We start from the raw sequence: 19,752 nt of genomic DNA on the forward strand, positions 1-19,752 counted from the left end.
ACCGGTATGTAGTACCGAAACGGATCAGCGCAGGCGGGTCACTGGGTACCCCAGTGACCTCTGCCGATCAGTTGCCGCCAACCGCCATAGGCTGCTTGCGGCGGCGCTCATCCTCACCCTCGTCCATCGGCACCAGCTCACCACCCAGCAGGCGCACTTCCGGCAGGTTCAGTACGTCGATGCCGAGACTGTAGGGCGTTACTTCACTGAAGATACCCGGGTCCAGTTGGGCAATGTCATCCACCGGATTCTGGATAACAGACTTCAATCCCTGCGAAGTCTGGGCACTGGCGATGGAGGCATTCTTGTTGCCCGTTGCCGTGAATTCCGGCTGTTGCCCCAGGAACGCGGGATCAAAGTAATTGAGTGCCACCAGATCCACGGTTCCGGTGGCATCCATCCGCAGCGGCTTGATGACTTCACCGACATTGCCCCACACGTGCGGCTCATATCCCAGCACGATATTGCCGGCGGTAATGTGGGTATCGCGGAAATTCGCCGCCTTCAGCAAACCGAATGAGGAACTGGCGAGTGAAACATTGCCCCGCCCCGCATTGATCTGGCCGATCTCCAGGTCGTCTTTCTCAAGCACAGTCACATTGATATCGCCCGCGCTGGATCTCACGGAGAGCGATTGCAGCTCGGACTCGATATCCAGATCCCCCGCCAACGTGAGGTCCGCAGCGAGAGCCCGCAGCGAACCGCCAATGGTTGCCGCTGAACTGCTCTGCAGGGTCAGATCGCCATCGGCATTGTATTCAAGCGCCATCCCCGCAGCCGCGAAGTTGACCCCCGCGCTGTCTTGCGACGCAGTGAAGTCCAATTGCTGGCTGGTGACCAGATTCAGGCCGCCTGTGGTATCGCGCAGCTGCTCAAACCCGGTAAAAGCGAACTCGCCCACCGTGTTACGCGCGGTGCTACTGCCAGTAATCCGCCACTGCTGGCCGGCCAGCTGCATCACCAGCTGATCACTACCCGCACCGGCGGAGAGTGTTGCCGGCTGGGTGCCGGCGAGGATCTGCACCTGGTCATCCCCATCGCCCAGCAGCAGGGAGTTGAGCAGCGCGCCATTCATGTAGACGATGTCGTTGCCGGCACCGGTGTCCAGCGCGCTCAGTGCACCGCCATTCAGATTGAAGGTGTCGGCGCCCGCGCCGGCAACGATCTGCTCAAAACCGCTAAAGGCCAGTGAAGACTGCCCGTCGCTCAGGGTTCCAGACCTACTGTCCAGGGTCCAGCTCAACTCCGCATCCACGCCGTGGAGTGTGTCGTCACCGCTGCCGGCGGCGATAGATTGGAGCCCGGCGAAATCCACGCCGCCGATATTCAGGCTCGTCGGAGAGGACAGGAAATAATCGGTGGCAAACGCCGGCCCGGCATAGGCGCCAGTGTTCTGGACCTGCTCAATGTTTTCGAACAGTACGGTAATGCTTTCCAGCGTCGCCAACGCGGCTCCATCCACCAGTGCGCCACCCTGGGCAACAGAGGCCCAATTCTGCCCGCTGCCGCTGACCGAATCTCGGCCACCGCCGGCGTCCACGCTGGCGATGCCTTCGAAGCCAATACCCGAAACGGCGATCTCACCGTTCGCATTGAGGGCAAAAGCTTCATCGGCAGAGGAACCGAGGAGCGTGTCGGAGCCCCCGTTGCCCTCCACGGCGCCGATACCACTGAACTGAATACCAGCGGTACTCAGCTCACCATCCACACCGGTCAACGCAAACTTCTCAGCAGCACTGGTTCCGGTAAGTACTGCGTTATCGGCATTTACACGGTCAATCCCATGGAAGGCTACGCCGTTGGCACTCACCTGCCCGCCGCTGGCGAGCTGCCAATTGCCCGCGCTGCTGGTGACCTCATTGCCACCTTCACCACCGGCGTACACTTCCGCAACGCGGTCGAATATGAGTCCGAAGACTGAAATCTCTGCACCGTCAGCACTCAGGAAAAAGCTCTCGGAAATGTCGTTCTGGCTCGCATCCACCAAGGCCGCATCGGTTCCGATCTGCTCAATGGCGCTGAAAGTGATTCCGGATACCGAGGCGCTGCCCGCTGTGGAGCCCAGCTCCCAGCGCTCGCCGCTCTCCGTTTCCACACGATCGGTACCGGCGCCCGCCCTCACCGACTGGATATCCGCAAACGCGATCCCCCCCGCCTGCACGCTTCCGTCGCTTGCAAGCACATACAGGGAATCGCTATCTGCACCCTGAATTACACCACTGCCTCCGGTGACCTGTTCAAGACCAGTGAACGCAATCTCAGCATGGGTCAGTGACCCGGATTCCGGACTGAGCAGCCAGTCGTGGCTGGCATCGCCCGCAACGGTATCCGATCCTGCACCTGCAGCTACCGCAGAAACTCCACTGAAATTCATGCCACTTGTGGACAATGAATTAGTACCGGATACGGTAAATACATCATCGCCACTGGTTCCGGTCAGCGCGCCGGTGTCAGAAACAGAGGTCACGCCGGAAACGAAGATTCCACCACTGGTGGCTTCACCCGCCCCCTCCACAGTGACGCCGTTCCAGGCCTGCAAGTTGGTGCTGCCATCCAGAGTCAGGCTTTTGAGCCCCGTGAAACTGACGGTACCGGAGGTGACACTGCCATTTGCGGTAATTTGCGCATTATCTTGCCCACTTACCGCGAGGCTCGCATTCTGCCCCTGGAACAGCTCGATACCTGCAAAGCGAATACCGTCGTGTTGCACACCGTTGTCGGCATCCAGCTCATAGCCGTGATCAGCACGGGAGAGCACTGTGTCATCTCCGGTACCGGCAGCGACCGACGTCAGACCGCTGAATGCGATTCCATAGGCTCTCAACGCCCCCGCGCCCGATAGGACAAACGTATCGGCGCCACTGGAACCCGCCAGCGCCGCGGCAGTTACACTATCGATTCCGCTAAAGTTGATACCACTGGTATTGATCCCACCGACAGCTGCCGCGAGGGCAACCTCGGCAATGGCACTCACATGGTCGGTGCCGCCTGCGGCGCCAATCGAGTGAATACCATTAAACGTGACATCACCTATCCCAACCTGATTCGTGCCGAGCACCGCGAAATTATGCCCGCTGGCGTGCCCCTGAATGTGCTGACCACTGCCTAAGAAATCCTCAACGCCGAAAATGTCGAGCCCCCCATAGCCTACACTTGCCGCGCCGGATGCCAGCACCCAATCGCGCTGAAGTTCACTTTCGAATCTATCCCTGCCCGCCGCGCCGTCAATCCTCCCAGAAATGCTGAACTTCAGAGAAGTTGCAGAATTTGCAGAAGTTGCAGAATTTGCAGTGACCCAACCATCTTCGCCCTGCTTAAACACATCGTCACCGGAGGTACCTGTCAGACTTGTTGCCGATGCCTGTGCGATATGGGAAATCTTCAGGTCACCTGCGGTGAACACCTCAGGCTTAGCATGCAGAGCAAGGCCACCACTGAATTCCGAAGCCAGCAACTGGTCGGCTCCGCCACCGCCATCCAGCGACTCCATACCACTCACATCTATGGACGCGACCGTGATACTGCCGTCGCTGTTCAGGGTGAACACATCAGCGTTACCGGTACCCACAAGCCCCGCATCAGCAGCTACCTTAAGTATTTCAATTTGCTTGAAAGTAACACCCTTACCTTCCGCACTTTTTTCACCCACGATGGTCCAGTCCATGCCACTCGCACCGATTACGGTATCCTCGCCGCCCTTGGCATCGACCTGGGTAGTCTCACTGATTTCATAGCCGTTAATGGTCACGATGCCATGCTCGTCAATCGACAGCTCGTCTTTCCCTTCAGTGGCCTCAAGCGCATTGGCGGTGATTTTGTCGATATCGTAAAACTGAATCGAGCGGCTCTCGACATAGCCTTCTTCACTTAGCCTGGCGGAAGAGCCCCTGGCAATCAGACTGTTGGTTCCGTCTTTACCCCGCACTTCGCTCAACCCGGAAACCGTCAGCTCCGCAATCGAAACGGTTTTGGCTCCCGTTACCTCGAAGCTGTCATCACCACTGTGCCCATCGAGTCTCGCAACCTCGGCGGAATTCAATTCCCGGAAGAGCAGCCCATCACCCGTCGTCAGTTCACGATCGGTTCCCGTCAGGGCGAGTGCCGTGTTGTAGCCCAAGGCATCGAGATGATCGCCAGTGTCCGAGCCATTCCCTCTGACCGAGGTCAACCCACGGAATACCATATCCTCGACCTGAACCTCGGCATCCGCTGCGGAGTTGCCGGTCAGGGTGAAGGTGTCGTCGCCGGCCGTGCCCACCAGACCCGCATTGTTGGCGACGAGGTTGCGGAAGCCATCGAACCGGATTCCACTGTTGCTCGCACTGTCCGAATCTTGCAACTGCCAGTCGATCGCCGCCAACCCGGTGGCGATATTGCCTGTGCCCCCGGCGGTGATTGTCGTTACACCGGAAAAATCAATGCCCCGCGCCGCAACCTCGCTGTTGGCCTGCACGACGAAATTATCCGCCTGAGTACTGCCCCGCAGACTGTCAGCGATGGCGGTTGAGATACCGGTGAAAGTTGCCCCACCAGCCTCCACTTCACCGTTGTTGCCGGTAAGTGCCAGTCCGGCAGAGAAGTTGCCGGCATTGAGATGATCACCATTGACCGAGCCATTCCCACTGACCGAGGTCAACCCACTGAATACCATATCGTGGACCTGAACCTCGGCATCCGCTGCGGAGTTGCCGGTCAGGGTGAAGGTGTCGTCGTTAGCCGTGCCCACAAGGCCTGCATTGTTGGCGACAAAGTTGCGGAAGCCATCGAACCGGATCCCACTGTTGCTCGCGCTGTCCGGGTCTTCCAGCTGCCAGTCGACCGCCGCCAACCCAGTGGCGATATTGTCTGTGCCGCCGGCGGTGATTGCCGTTACGCCGGTGAACCCGATGCCCCGCGCCGCAACCTCGTTGTTGGCCTGTACGACGAAATTATCCGCTAAGGCACTGCCCCGCAGACTGCCAGAGATGGCGGTTGTGAGACCCGTGAAGGTTATTTCACCAGCATCCACTTCACCGTTGTTGCCGGTAAGCGTAAGTCCGACAAAGAAGTTGCTGGCATCGAGACCATCGCCATTGACCGAGCCATTCCCTCTGACCGAGGTCAACCCACTGAATACCATATCGTGGACCTGAACCTCGGCATCCGCTGCGGAGTTGCCGGTCAGGGTGAAGGTGTCGTCGCCAGCCGTGCCCACCAGACCCGCATTGTTGGCGACGAGGTTGTGGAAGCTATCGAACTGGATTCCACTGTTGCTCGCACTGTCCGAGTCTTCCAGCTGCCAGCCGACCGCCGCCAATCCGGTGGCGATATTGTCTGTGCCGCCGGCGGTGATTGTCGTTACACCGGAAAAATCAATGCCCCGCGCCGCAACCTCGCTGTTGGCCTGCACGACGAAATTATCCGCCTGAGTACTGCCCCGCAGACTGTTAGCGATGGCGGTTGAGATACCGGTGAAAGTCGCTCCACCAGCCTCCACTTCACCGTTGTTGCCGGTAAGTGCCAGTCCGGCAGAGAAGTTGCTGGCATTGAGATGATCACCATTGACCGAGCCATTCCCGCTGACCGAGGTCAACCCACTGAATACCATATCGTGGACCTGAACCTCGGCATCCGCTGCGGAGTTGCCGGTCAGGGTGAAGGTGTCGTCGTTAGCCGTGCCCACAAGGCCTGCATTGTTGGCGACAAAGTTGCGGAAACCATCGAACCGGATCCCACTGTTGCTCGCACTGTCCGAGTCTTCCAACTGCCAGTTGACCGCCACCAATCCGGTGGCGATATTGTCTGTGCCGCCGGCGGTGATCTCCGTTACACCGGTAAAATCAATGCCTCGCGCCGCAACCTCATTGTTGGCCCACATGACGAAATTATCCGCCTGGGTACTGCCCCGCAGACGGCCAGCGATGGCAGCGGAGGTAAAGCCAGAGAAGATAAGGTCATCGGCCTTGAACTGCAGATCGGTACCGGTAAGTGTCAGGCCATTGGTGAACGCGGAGGCATTGAGTTCTCCGTTGCCACCCCGCGCGGTAACCGACGCCATTTGATCGAAACTCATGCCGTGAACACTAACCCGGCCATTGTTGCTCAACTCAAAGGATTCGCCACCGATGTCATCTGCCAGGAAGGCGCCGGCGTAATCGAAGGTTTCGATACCGTAGAAGCTGAGTCCTCGGCTTTGGGCTTCCACCGCGACAATATTGCTGCCTCCTTGGTCCTGCAGCTGTAGCAGGAGCGTATCTGCCGTCACACCGGCTGCCGCAGTCACCGTATCGGTACCGATATCACCGTGGAGTTGCTGCAGGCCGGTGAAGGTCATCTTGTTCCCATCCGGCCCGACTTCTACAGCGGAGCCTGTCAGAGTAAATGCCGTACCGCTCTCTGCTGCCGTCAACCTTGTGGCTTCAGCTGAGCTAAAGCTGGAGAAGGTAAGATTGCCGGCCTGGAACTGACGATCAGTGCCGGTGAGTGTCAGGCCGCTTGCGAACGCGGTGGCATTCAGCGAATTCTCTCCTCCCCGGCCATTGACGGAGAAGAGGTCGGTGAACATCAGACCGTTGATGCCGACATGGCCATCAGCGGTGATCGTAAAGGCATCACCGCCGGTTTCCCGGCCCAGCAATTCGCCACTATTGGTCACAACTTGCCAGTTGCCGGTGAAATCTATGGACTCGTGCGATGCGCCGCCCTCGATAACCTCCCAACTACCGCTACCGCTACCGCTTACCCGGCTGCCGTCAGCCCCCGCCACCAGATCAAGCTGATTTAGAAAAAGAGATGTACCAACTCTCGCTTGGTTACTTCCCAGAATCGTCAGCTCAGCACCACTCACCTGTAGCTCCACGCGCGATGCATCGACACTGCTAAGCCCTGAAAATGTGATACCGTCTTTGCCGGTTTTCACTTCGCCGCCCAAAGAGTTCGTCAATAACAACGCAGTATCGCCCAGCGCCAGAGCATTCAAGTTGGTGCCACCTCTGACCTCTGACAAGTCGCCAAACTTGATGCCATCGACCTGAACCTGCTGTGTACTGCCGTCGGTGAGCAGCTCATAAGTACTACTTTCGATACCGTTGAGAATCGGTGCATCCGCATTCACAAAACCAGTGAAGGTAAGGTCATCGGCCTTGAACTGCAGATTGGTACCGGTAAGTGTCAGGCCATTGTTGAACGCAGAGGCATTGAGCTCTCCGTTGCCACCCAGCGCGGTAACCGAAGCCATTTGATCGAAACTCATGCCGTGAACACTAACCCGGCCATTGTTGCTCAACTCAAAGGTTTCGCCACCGATGTCATCTGCCAGAAAGGCGCCGGCGTAATCGAAGGTTTCGATATCGTAGAAGCTGAGCCCCCGGCTTTGGGCTTCCACCGCGACAATGTTGCTGCCCCCCAGATCCTGCAGCTGTAGCAGGAGCGTATCTGCCGTCACACCGGCTGCCGCAGTCACCGTATCGGTACCGATACCACCGTGGAGTTGCTGCAGGCCGGTGAAGGTCATCTTGTTCCCATCCGGCCCGACTTCTACAGCGGAGCCTGTCAGAGTAAATGCCGTACCGCTCTCTGCTGCCGTCAACCTTGTGGCTTCAGCTGAGCTAAAACCAGAGAAGATAAGGTCATCGGCCTTGAACTGCAGATCGGTACCGGTAAGTGTCAGGCCATTGGTGAACGCGGAGGCATTGAGCTCTCCGTTGCCACCCAGCGCGGTAACCGACGCCATTTGATCGAAACTCATGCCGTGAACACTAACCCGGCCATTGTTGCTCAACTCAAAGGATTCGCCACCGATGTCATCTGCCAGGAAGGCGCCGGCGTAATCGAAGGTTTCGATATCGTAGAAGCTGAGTCCCCGGTTTTGGGCTTCCACCGCGACAATGTTGCTGCCCCCCAGATCCTGCAGCTGTAGCAGGAGCGTATCTGCCGTCACACCGGCTGCCGCAGTCACCGTATCGGTACCGATACCACCGTGGAGTTGCTGCAGGCCGGTGAAGGTCATCTTGTTCCCATCCGGCCCGACTTCTACAGCGGAGCCTGTCAGAGTAAATGCCGTACCGCTCTCTGCTGCCGTCAACCTTGTGGCTTCAGCTGAGCTAAAGCCAGAGAAGATAAGGTCATCGGCCTTGAACTGCAGATCGGTACCGGTAAGTGTCAGGCCATTGGTGAACGCGGAGGCATTGAGCTCTCCGTTGCCACCCAGCGCGGTAACCGACGCCATTTGATCGAAACTCATGCCGTGAACACTAACCCGGCCATTGTTGCTCAACTCAAAGGATTCGCCACCGATGTCATCTGCCAGGAAGGCGCCGGCGTAATCGAAGGTTTCGATACCGTAGAAGCTGAGTCCCCGGTTTTGGGCTTCCACCGCGACAATGTTGCTGCCCCCCAGATCCTGCAGCTGTAGCAGGAGCGTATCTGCCGTCACACCGGCTGCCGCAGTCACCGTATCGGTACCGATACCACCGTGGAGTTGCTGCAGGCCGGTGAAGGCCATCTTGTTTCCATCCGGCCCGACTTCTACAGCGGAGCCTGTCAGAGTAAATGCCGTACCGCTCTCTGCTGCCGTCAACCTTGTGGCTTCAGCTGAGCTAAAGCCAGAGAAGATAAGGTCATCGGCCTTGAACTGCAGATCGGTACCGGTAAGTGTCAGGCCATTGGTGAACGCGGAGGCATTGAGCTCTCCGTTGCCACCCAGCGCGGTAACCGAAGCCATTTGATCGAAACTCATGCCGTGAACACTAACCCGGCCATTGTTGCTCAACTCAAAGGATTCGCCACCGATGTCATCTGCCAGGAAGGCGCCGGCGTAATCGAAGGTTTCGATACCGTAGAAGCTGAGTCCTCGGCTTTGGGCTTCCACCGCGACAATATTGCTGCCTCCTTGGTCCTGCAGCTGTAGCAGGAGCGTATCTGCCGTCACACCGGCTGCCGCAGTCACCGTATCGGTACCGATATCACCGTGGAGTTGCTGCAGGCCGGTGAAGGTCATCTTGTTCCCATCCGGCCCGACTTCTACAGCGGAGCCTGTCAGAGTAAATGCCGTACCGCTCTCTGCTGCCGTCAACCTTGTGGCTTCAGCTGAGCTAAAGCCAGAGAAGATAAGGTCATCGGCCTTGAACTGCAGATCGGTACCGGTAAGTGTCAGGCCATTGGTGAACGCGGAGGCATTGAGCTCTCCGTTGCCACCCAGCGCGGTAACCGACGCCATTTGATCGAAACTCATGCCGTGAACACTAACCCGGCCATTGTTGCTCAACTCAAAGGATTCGCCACCGATGTCATCTGCCAGGAAGGCGCCGGCGTAATCGAAGGTTTCGATATCGTAGAAGCTGAGCCCCCGGCTTTGGGCTTCCACCGCGACAATATTGCTGCCTCCTTGGTCCTGCAGCTGTAGCAGGAGCGTATCTGCCTCGACTCCATCTTCAGCGATCACTAAATCAAAGCCAGCATTACCCTCTATGCTACTGATACCGGAAAATTCAACACCCAGATAACTGAGACCGGAAGCGGTGAGGGTGAATTCGTCTGCATTGGCGGTACCCTCGATACTGGAACCGCTTGCCGCCGTGATCTGGCTGGCACCATGGATCCGGGCGATTTCGCCATCCGTATCCGACACAGACAGCGCACCGTCGACCAGATTTCCAGTGCCCCCGTCGATGACGCCTTTCAGATTCTGGCTTGTAGACAATCCACTAATATCAAACTCCGCTATGCCCCCGACATTGGTGATTTCAATCGTATCGACCGATGTGATGCTGCCAAGCACACTGGAAGAATCCGTTTCATCTGTAGAATCTCCAACAGTAAGGCTAAAAGCACCGGCCTGTACTTCGCCAGAGTTCCTCATTCCTCTCGCCGCGGAAACCTCAACAAGCCCTCCTGAGAGCCTATCCCCCCTGATGGCATGGATTGATCCCTCATTTACCACTTCGCCAGTGGCAATCAGCTCAATCTTTCCTGCCCCACCTTCCGGACTAGGCGCCGACTCAGCAATCAGCTCACTACTTCCAGTTAGGTTTACCGCCGCAACCGATTCACCATCGTAAGATGAGGCGGACAGGCGGATTACACCGCCGGATTCAGTTATACCTCTCGCGGTAATGACACCGCTATTATTGATCGCGGCCTCGGCAAATCCATCGGCTACTCTGGCCTCCATGACCACATTTGCCGCATTGATGCTTCCAGTATTCTGAATTGCGTATTCCGCGATATCACTTTGGAACTCTTCAACAAATTCATCCCTGTTAATTTCAACCCCAATGAGCCCATTTGCATCCAGGGAAAGTACTGCCTTGTCGGCAGAATAAAAATTCACATTACCGGCGATCAGGTCACCCGCAACGCCCTGATTTATATCCGCGAAATTCTTAACACTCTTGCCGATAAGGGTCACGCCGTTGGGCGCTATAATTTGTCCGTCCGTGTTGACGATACCTACATCGCCCTCAACATTTTCTAGAATTTCAAATGTAAAGTTTTCGCCGACGCCTGATATATTGCCATCGAGCGCCGAAAGAGTAAGCGCCTGAACGTTTACCGTGGCATTTTCACCAAAAAGAATTCCTCTTGGGTTGACCAATACTACATGACCATTGGAAATAACATTTCCACTGATATCTGTCGTGCCCGTGAGAACCTTATTAACAATAATAGAGGATGCCTGGGCATCGTTGAGATTCCCTCCAAAGCGAAAGGTAACGCTGTCGCCCTCAAGAACATCGAAAGAATCCCAGTCAATCTTTCCAAATTTTCCGTCAATCTGATAAATAGCATCGCTGCCCGATTCAATCTCACTTACGTTACCAGTCGCAGAATTTATCGTTCCAGGCGCAGCCACGACCGAGTTGGTTGTAATCAAACCAAGGCATGTCAACTTCGCCACTTCTACTGCGATCGCGAGAGAACTTTTCTTCATGTTCATGATATTTTGCCGATTATCTGCGAGGTAGTGTCACTTGCACCACCGGATTCGTTTGACAAGAAGTGTGTTACTGCAGGAAATAGGAGAAGTCCGCATAAACCGTCGGATCGTCCGCATTATCTCCAGCGCCATCGATGGACGACTTGGACATGGTTGGCCAGGCCACAGAAAGCTGGCTTGCCCAGTTTTCGCTCCAGCTGAACTTGAACAGGAACCCCGCTCCGGAAAATGCGGCCCAGTCGTTGGCGAGCTCGGCCTCGAAATTATTGACCACGCCGTAACCTGCATCGGCGATTAGCGCAACCTGCAACATATCATTCAGACGATTGCCGAAAATTCTCGGGTTGATTGCATCGGGGAAGGCCGGGTACCACTCCGCGGAAACCAATCCCGCCTGGTCGGCAGAAAAATCGCGTACATCAAATGCGCGTACACCGTTGGCACCGCCGAGGGAGAATTGTTCAAATGCGGGCAGGCCATCCTCGCTGTACTGCCAGCGGCTCTTTACAATCAGCCTCGCCTTGGAATCTGCAAAGGGCATAGGTAGAAACAGCAGGGAGCTTGTTTCTGCGGCGAATTTTTCGAAGTCGGAAGCTGTTTCCAGTTGCGTCAGGCCGGAGTAACTGTCCAGCTCTCCATACTGCACCTTGGCATTGACCACATTCAGCATCGGGACCACACCACCTGACAGGTGGTCGAGGTACACACCTACCTCTCCGCCTACCGCGTGATCCCACTGATCCAGAATCGGCGTTATTGATGTGAGTTCGGATTTTTTATCCGTCAGGCTGAAAAATCCGGAAATATTAAAGTCACGGGAGCGCTTGAATTTATGCTCCACACTCAGGGCGTAGCTTTCGTTAACACCTTCGAGCTGCAGCAGGTTGATGAAATTCCCCTTATCTTCAACATCCTGGATTTTGAACTGGTTATAGTCCGCAGAAACCTGTACTCGGGTCCTGGGACTGAATACCGGAAGGCTGTATTTGAATTGCCCCAGGTTCGAACCAAAGCCAGAATCAAAGCTGTCGATACCCGCCGATTTCAGATAACCCACCGTCAGTTCATCGCCGATGCCCAGAGGGTTGAACCAATCCACCGACGTGAAAATCCGGTTGTCACCGGTAAAGACAGACCCGTGGTTGTCCATACGGGTGACAAGGCGCCAGGAATTTTCGTCCCGCACTTTCAAGTTGAGGCGGGTCTCACCCGGATTGTCACCGGGGCTGAAGTAGCCGGTCACATTCAGGGCCGGCAGGTCATTCAGGAGGTAAAGTGACTCCTCGATATCCTTGTGATTGACCAGTTTTCCCTGCTGACCTGCAAAGGCAGAGGCCAGTTGCCTTTCCTTGTACTCCTTATTGTCATGCACGGATATCTGACCAAGGATGCCCTCCTGCACTGAAAACGTCACAATACCGTCCTTGACTTCCTGTGCCGGAATCTGGACCTGAGCGAGGAAGAGCCCCTGCTGCCGGTAGAACCGTGTCAGCTCCGCGGCGATATCTTCCAGATCGACATAACTCAATCCGCGCTGCGCATTCTGACGCTCAAGTACATTGACCAGTTTGCGCAACTCCCTGGGTCCGAGGCTGTCGGGCGCGTAGCGCGCGCCCATACCATCCAGCAACAGGGCGATTTCTTTCAGGTTGTCGACGGTGTATCCCGCGGCGACAATCTTGTCTTCCTGCATGTACTTCACACGCAGCTCTTCAGCCTTTTCTTCGATTATTTTCCGCTCGATCCCAAACTCCGGATATTCCACGAGTCGGTGAAAGCGGAATTCGCGCACGGAAATACGCGGGCCAATTTCCCGTCCAGACACCTCCGGGATATCGGTATCAAGGTTAGGGTCACGGGCCTCCTTTGCTCGCCGTTCAAATTCCTCCGCAACGTCGGCATCATCAACGTGGGGGATGTCCTGCTCAAACGCCTGTTTGACACGGCTTCTGAAGCCACTGTCGCCATCATCGGCAACGACCACCGAGGATGAGAACAAGAGCCCCCACACTGAGCCCCACAACAGTCCTTTGTTCTTCAACGCCACATTCCCCCCTTGGAACATTCAATACTCGATTGCGAGGCGCCAGTGCAAATCTCCGGACGGCGCACTCGCTTCAGAACCTGATCGGAAGTCTTACCCGGCAATCAACGCACCAGGTCTCTTACTACCCGGAATCCGGTAAATTCGTCCGGTGTGCCGCTGTGTAGCGTTTTTGACGTAACCAGGCAACGACTCATCGCATCCTGCCGGCTTCCGCCCGCGGCAATCAGCTGTTGATCTACCCCCAGCACCCACTCCTGTACATTGCCGACAGCATTGACAATGCCAAAGGGATTTGCGGTTCCTGTATTCGCGGCAACAAGCTCTCGACCTTTTTCGATACCGCCATAACGCAGATAGCAATTGCGATCGGATACTTCCGCTTCGCCGTTGGCACTGGCGGCCGCGAACCACTCGGACTCGGACGGCAGCCGATAATTGCGACGGGTCTCGCTGCTCAACCACTGAATAAATTGTTCCGCCTGATCACGGCTGATGCGGTTCACCGGCAGTACTTCCGAGTCAAGATCGAGATCACCGCACTCCCCCAGGACCCCACAGAAGCGCGCAAATTCCGCGTTGGATACCTCGTACTTTCCTACGGCCAGAGGGCGACCGCCGGCGCCATTGACGACAACCAGCTCCGGCCCATGCCCACCAGAGCGCATCGGGTCCGCACAACTGTAGCGATCGCCGCGCGCACCGCTGCCGGGGCGAAGATGTGCACAGTAATCAATATCAAGCTGTGCCAGCTGCGGCTGCGCCGGCAACAATGCCTGCGCTTGTTTAAGAAGTGCTTCCGTGTGCTCTGGACTCTTTAGAGCAAGCCCCGAAAAACAGGTGCTCAGCTCATCGGCTACCACAGGCCTCAACACCTGTGCCTTTGCCCGATCAATACTGGCAAGGCGGTTCAACCCTTCCCCAACCGCAGCAACCTGCATACCAAAATCACATCGCAGCGCGCTCTCCATATCATCCAGCACAAGATTGATCTGGCGTTGTTTTTCCTGAGCAGCAATGCGCTGCTGAGCCCTGAGCTCCTCCTGACGCAGACGCTCCGCTTCGCGCTCTGCGGCGAGACGCTCTGCCTCCAGACGCTGGCGCAGCTCCTCGCGCTCCTGCGCAAGTTGCGCACGGATTTCATCAGCCCCCTCCACCTGTTCGTTCCAGCTGGCTGCTCGCCCGAGCATTTCCTCTGCCGGTTCAAGATTTCCCAGTGTCAACTGCCCGGTAGATGCCGCAATAAACAAGTCCGAAACCTGGCGGTGCACGGAGTCAGGAAACTGGCTGTCTTGCGGGTTCAGCTCGATATATTCCTGCAACTCCACACGCAGATCGCGCTCCCATGACGGCGTCAGGACACTCAGCCCCAGTAATCGGTTGATCGCCTCACGCTTGTCGGAAATACGGCGTTCCAGCAGCTCCTGCTGTAGTTTTTTCTCAAGCTCGATCTTGACCCGCTGCTGCTCCGCCGTATTTTCCTGCTCGAGGTGGGTATACCCGATTCCACCCGCGACCAGCGTCGCCACAAACAAACTGCCAAATGCCCATTTCCAGCCTCTTTTGCCGAAGAACTGCTGAACAAATCGTTCTACGGTCGCAGTCCGCTGTTGTCTCTGGAACGCGAGTGCCGATTCAATAGCCCGCCACTGGCGACGGCTCAGAGAACGGATGCGCTTTGGCTTGAGCTTTTGCTCAAATGCTTTATCGGCGGGAACTTTGCCAAAAGGGTGGCGGCCGCTGAATAATTCGTAAGCGACACAACCCAGTGCATACACATCATCACAGGGCTGGGGTTCGCTGCCATTCAGCATTTCGAGGCTGGCATACGCGGGAGTCAATGCCCCCAGAGTACCGGCATCGAATATAGTCTTCTCTCCAGCTTTGCTGGCGATCCCGCCTTCCGAGACCGCGCGAGCAATACCGAAATCAATGACTTTCGCCCCCTTCTTGCGGGTGACGAAAATATTTCCCGGCTTGAAATCCGAGTGCACAATTCTGTGGGAGTGGGCGTAAATCAGTGCCTGAGAGACATCTCGCAGCACGGACGCTGCACGCTCTTTTTCAAGACCAACGTCTGCATGCTCCCGCAGTAGCTTGTCGAGCGGCGCCCCCTCGAGAAACTCCATAGTCATGAATACCCGATCGCCTTCGCGGTCGAAGTCGAACACGGTCACGATGTTGGGATGTGCCAGCGTCTGGGATTTTCGCGCTTCGCGCTGCAGGGAGATAAACGCGTCGGGGTGCTTCTGGAAATCTTCATTCAGAAGTTTGATGGCCACGTAGGGATCGCTGTCACTGGCCTCCAGCTTGCGGCGATCCAACGCTTTGTACACAGCCCCCATCCCACCGACACCGAGAAGCTTGTCGAGTTCGAAGCGCCCCTTGATCACCGTTTTTGTAACGGCGCCCTCACGGGAAGTGGACGGCTCGAAATGAACGGCTTCGCGGGGCCTGGGCAGCTGGCCCGCGGGGCTCACAGAGTCGACAATGACGGTTGCGTCAGCTGCCGTCTCGGAAGCTGCACCCGGGCCCGTTGGAATCAATCCCGGATTTACACCGACAGGAGGGTGATCATTGGCACCGGTTCGCTCATGACCGACAAAAACCGTTACATCGGAATCGTCACATGCCGACAACGCCTCTCCGGCCTTTTTGACTATGCGGGTTTTGTCATTCACAACCATCTCCCTGGTGCAGATATGCAGTGCTTCCCGTCACTGCCAGGATTAAGACATCTTTACGACAACGCGACACAACATCATCGCGAGGTTATCGCGCCACCACACATCTGCAGCCGTCAAAACATGACAGGCGTCACAGATGTCTGTGTTTGCAGTGCAGACAGCCAGATTGCTTAAAGCGGCAAATTATAACCAACGCACATTGGCACAACAATTGAAGTCCTCACTGAAACGCAATTAAATCCATTACACGCGCTTACAGAACGGTCCGACACACCCCAAACATCGTACACGCGTACCAAGTACGCGCCACCTATATAGACACCGACATGACGGTACCGGCTGCGAAGCATTCAAAAAAACGTGCCAGAGTCAAACATGACACCGCCGTGTAGTGATAAAAATAATATTTCGAAAAATGGTGCCGGAGTCGAATACCGGAACTTGCGTGACTGCAACGGCAGGCGGCTTTCGGCGTATTAAATTGGTGCCAGAGTCGATTAAATAATTGAAATTACCGGTTTTTTTTTCAATCTTCGTCTGCTTAAATTCGTTTCGCTTGCCAGATCGGCATCACCTGAGCTACTGCATTCGCGGTGGTAAAGGATTCACCACCAAAAAGTCCATACCATATTGAGGGATTAAAAATGGCTATTTACATGAACTTTAATAACAAGGCGCCTGCCGGCAACGTAACCGCAAAGGGTTATGAAGACTGGATCGAAGTTGACAGCTTCAACTTCGGTGTTGGCCGCGGCGTTTCCATGGAAGCCGGTGCCGTTGCCAACCGTGAAGCCACTCGCCCCAGCATCAGCGAAGTGACTGTGACCAAGCGTATCGACGCTGCATCCGGCGGTTTGTTCAAGGCTTCTGTAACCGGCGACGAAGGCGTTAAAGTTGAAATCCACGTGGTTCAAACCGGCGCCAAATCTGTTGAAAAATACGCCGTTTACAAACTGGAAGACGTGCTGGTGTCCTCATACAGCATGACTGCCTCAGCCGGCGGTGCCCCCTCCGAGTCGCTCTCCCTGAGCTTTGCGAAGATCGAAGCCGAGCTGAATCACGCCGACAAAACCAACAAGAATCCGAAAAACATGCGTGTTGGGTACGATCTCACCACTGCAACTCCGCTCTAATCGGAAATTTGTTGTACCGGGCCGGGCGCGCAGTAGTCCACTGCGCCTCCGGCCTTTGCCGTTGAACACCGTTGAACTTGCAGTCGAATGCGTGCCTCCAAAGTGCGCCTTCAGGAAGCCGGCACCTATAGGGAATTGGGCCTGATATGTCTTCTATTAATCAAGAAAAACGCATGATCCGGACGAAATGTCCGCTGGGCAAAGATATCTTTATAGCCACCGCGTTAACTGGCGAAGAACATATATCCAAACCATACCGGTATCAGATTTCTCTACTGTCAGACAACCACGATATCGCGCAATCCGATATCGTCGGCAAGCCCTTCACCGCGAGTATTCACTACAGCGAAACCGAGCGTCACATTGACGGCTTTATTACGCATTTTTCCATGCACGATGTGAACCCGGAAGGAATGCGCCAGTATATTGCCGTGATCCAACCTGGTCTCTGGTTTACCAATCTGGCAGGCGAAAACCGGATCTTCGAGAAGAAGTCCGCAAAAGACATTATTAAGGAAGTACTCTCCAAGTATGGCAAGGAGATCAAGTTCAGCGAGAAGCTAACCGCAGAGTATATCGCCCGGGAGTACTGCGTACAGTTCAATGAAACCGATTTTCAGTTTATAACCCGCCTGATGGCTCAGGAGGGTATTTCCTACTACTTCAAACAGGCCGACGGCAGTCACGAGCTGATCCTCTGTGATGAGCACAAAGATTTCTATGACTGTGCGTCAGAAAAAATCGAGTACGACGGCGGCGGAAGTCATCCACGCAAGAATTCGGTTAGCAGCTGGCATCGGGACTTTCACTATCATGGTGGCGGTTTTGAGTTTCGGGACTATAACGAGTTTACCGTCGACAAAGACAACCTTAAGAGCGTAAAAACGGCCAGCAAGCTCAATGGGGTCGACAGCTATATCCAGAGTCTTTACGGCCTGAACCACTTTGAGGTGGATCGCGAACACCAACACAAATTCAGCGATAGTTATCATGGCGCCCTAGCCAAACGGGCGATAGAAGCACAGGAAAGTCGCTTTGACGTAGGCCACGGCAGTAGTGACTGCCCGCCATTGGCGGCAGGGGGGTGCTTCCAACTAGAGCACACTATCAAATCAGAAAAGGGAAAATATCTGCTGACCTCGGTGCGAATCAACGCTACGGATGGCAACAGCGAAGAATCGTATTTCCGCAATACGTTCACTTGTATTCCTGAAAAGATCACACCGCGACCAGATCCTTTTGTCGGCAGCAACAAGATACTCTACCCGCAGGTCGCTGAAGTAGTCAGTGTAAAAGCGAGCGAATCATCCGGATCAAAGGACCCGTTTACTCAGGTCAAGGTGAAGTTTCCCTGGAATTCGTCCCAGAACAGCTGCTGGGTTCGGGTAATGCAGTCCTTTTCAGGGAAAAGCTGGGGTGCCAACTTTGTCCCGCGCGTTGGCCAAGAGGTTGTTATCAGCTACATCAATGGCGATCCGGAAAGACCGGTGGTCACCGGTGCCGTGTACAACGGAGACAACAACGGGCCCAATTACACCGCCACTCAAAGCGGCTGGAAAACCCAGTACGAAAGTAGCAAGTTCAATGAATTCCGCTTTGACGACAAAGGGGGAGAAGAAGAAATCTATATGGAGGCAGGAAAGGACCACAACTTCCTAATCCATCATGACCAGTCGGGAAAAATTGATAACAACCAGACGCTGGAGATCAAGAAAAACCGCACCTTGACCATTACCGAGGGTAATGAGTCTGTAACGCTCAACAAAGGCAATCAGACAATCAAGCTCGATAGCGGTAATCAGAAACTGGATATTGGTGGTAGCCAGACAATCAGCGTCACTAATGCTATCAAGATCAGTTCCAACGCTTCCATTGAACTCAAAGTTGCGGGCAACAGCATCAAAATATCGCCATCGGGTATCACCATCAAGGGCACTACGCTTTCATGTAAGGGAGACGCTACGGCGGAGGTCGCTGCCAGTGGCATTCTCACGCTGAAAGGCGGACTTACCAAAATCAATTGATGAGGTTGTGCAATGACGGATCTGATAAAAATTCAGGCGACGACAGCCGCAGAATTACTCCAGTACGTGGATATCAGCGAGGAAGCCAGCGGCTATGTGATACCTGATACCGCACCGGAAATCAGTATCAATCAGCTAATGGAAGCGGGGTTTTTCGCCGATGCCGTTAAGCTTCTGGCGCTTGGCTTACCCAAGCGAGAATCTGTCTGGTGGGCCTGCCTCTGCGCCAGAGATATTCACGGCCCCCAAACGGATGAAGACAATACCGGCGCTCTCGTGGCGGCGGAGAGCTGGGTGAAGAGCCCCACCGAAGAGCGCCGCCTGAATTGCAAAGGGTACGCGGAAAAAACCCGCTACAAGACACCGGCCAGCTGGGCCGCAACGGCTGCAGCCTGGAGCCATGGCAGCCTGTCTGACCCGGGGGAACCCGCTATCGAACCGCCCGCCCATCTCTACGCCCATGCCGTGGCTGGCAGCGTCACCCTGGCGGCGGTACTTTCCAACCCAGTAAATGCGGAGAAATCCTTTCAGCGCTTTTTGCAGCAAGGACTGGATCTGGCACGGGGCGGTAACGGAAAGACAGCAGCGCGTGCCACTGAAAATCAATTGGTGGAGAGCTGAATATGGGCAAGCCTGCATCGCGCATCACGGATTTGCATGTCTGCCCCATGGTGACAGGTACGGTACCCCACGTTGGCGGGCCTATTTTGAGCCCCGGCGGTCCCACTGTGATTATCGGCGGCATGCCGTCGGCGACCGTCGGCAGCACCTGTACCTGCGTAGGGCCACCCGATTCCATTGTGATGGGAAGTACCACGGTGCTCATCTGTAATAAACCTGCGGCACGCATGGGGGATTCTACGGCACACGGTGGAAAAATCGTCGTAGGATATCCGACGGTATTGATCGGCGGATAAAGAGAAGCCCTGCAGTGCAGGGCTTTATCGTT

The 19,752-nt window shown here is 55.6% G+C and carries 8 protein-coding genes and 1 pseudogene; 5 read left to right on the forward strand and 4 right to left on the reverse strand.

The window, feature by feature from the left end; genetic code table 11:
* Nucleotides 1–67: 67 nt before the first annotated feature.
* Entirely contained in the window at nt 68–9,757 is a 9,690-nt protein-coding gene (locus GNX18_RS12185; protein ID WP_240913999.1) for a hypothetical protein, read from the reverse strand.
* A 453-nt stretch (nt 9,758–10,210) separates the two neighbouring features.
* On the opposite strand from GNX18_RS12185, the gene GNX18_RS19675 reads away from it, so the two are divergent.
* Nucleotides 10,211–10,453 (forward strand): hypothetical protein, encoded by a 243-nt coding sequence (locus GNX18_RS19675; RefSeq protein WP_240914000.1) that lies wholly within the window; start codon nt 10,211–10,213, stop codon nt 10,451–10,453.
* Nucleotides 10,454–10,507: 54 nt separating this feature from the next.
* Here GNX18_RS19675 and GNX18_RS19870 read toward each other — a convergent pair.
* The 3 genes and pseudogenes from GNX18_RS19870 to GNX18_RS12195 form a co-directional block, all read right to left on the reverse strand.
* Nucleotides 10,508–10,915, reverse strand: a pseudogene (locus GNX18_RS19870) (filamentous hemagglutinin N-terminal domain-containing protein); the annotation flags it as partial.
* Between the two features lie 67 nt (nt 10,916–10,982).
* Nucleotides 10,983–12,956 (reverse strand): ShlB/FhaC/HecB family hemolysin secretion/activation protein, encoded by a 1,974-nt coding sequence (locus GNX18_RS12190; RefSeq protein ID WP_240914001.1) that lies wholly within the window; start codon nt 12,954–12,956, stop codon nt 10,983–10,985.
* Nucleotides 12,957–13,063: 107 nt separating this feature from the next.
* On the reverse strand, nt 13,064–15,640 hold the full coding sequence (locus GNX18_RS12195) for a protein kinase (protein WP_166218440.1): 2,577 nt from the start codon (nt 15,638–15,640) through the stop codon (nt 13,064–13,066).
* 650 nt (nt 15,641–16,290) lie between these two features.
* Here GNX18_RS12195 and GNX18_RS12200 point away from each other — a divergent pair.
* The 4 genes from GNX18_RS12200 to GNX18_RS12215 all read left to right on the forward strand — a co-directional run bounded on the left by GNX18_RS12200 (nt 16,291) and on the right by GNX18_RS12215 (nt 19,720).
* Entirely contained in the window at nt 16,291–16,779 is a 489-nt protein-coding gene (locus GNX18_RS12200; protein WP_105102826.1) for a type VI secretion system tube protein Hcp, read from the forward strand.
* A gap of 146 nt (nt 16,780–16,925) precedes the next feature.
* Nucleotides 16,926–18,803 (forward strand): type VI secretion system Vgr family protein, encoded by a 1,878-nt coding sequence (locus GNX18_RS12205; RefSeq protein ID WP_166218442.1) that lies wholly within the window; start codon nt 16,926–16,928, stop codon nt 18,801–18,803.
* A 12-nt stretch (nt 18,804–18,815) separates the two neighbouring features.
* On the forward strand, nt 18,816–19,424 hold the full coding sequence (locus tag GNX18_RS12210; RefSeq protein ID WP_166218444.1) for a hypothetical protein: 609 nt from the start codon (nt 18,816–18,818) through the stop codon (nt 19,422–19,424).
* A gap of 47 nt (nt 19,425–19,471) precedes the next feature.
* Nucleotides 19,472–19,720, forward strand: a complete 249-nt coding sequence (locus tag GNX18_RS12215) for a PAAR domain-containing protein (protein WP_240914372.1) — start codon at nt 19,472–19,474, stop codon at nt 19,718–19,720.
* Nucleotides 19,721–19,752 lie beyond the last annotated feature (32 nt).

The organism is Microbulbifer sp. SH-1 (assembly GCF_011326135.1).
GTDB lineage: Bacteria > Pseudomonadota > Gammaproteobacteria > Pseudomonadales > Cellvibrionaceae > Microbulbifer > Microbulbifer harenosus.

Bases quoted from the DNA above. Each gene is read 5' to 3' on its own strand.
- GNX18_RS12200 (WP_105102826.1), top strand. From the start codon at position 16,291: ATGGCTATTTACATGAACTTTAATAACAAGGCGCCTGCCGGCAACGTA.
- GNX18_RS12205 (WP_166218442.1), top strand. From the start codon at position 16,926: ATGTCTTCTATTAATCAAGAAAAACGCATGATCCGGACGAAATGTCCG.
- GNX18_RS12210 (WP_166218444.1), top strand. From the start codon at position 18,816: ATGACGGATCTGATAAAAATTCAGGCGACGACAGCCGCAGAATTACTC.
- GNX18_RS12215 (WP_240914372.1), top strand. From the start codon at position 19,472: ATGGTGACAGGTACGGTACCCCACGTTGGCGGGCCTATTTTGAGCCCC.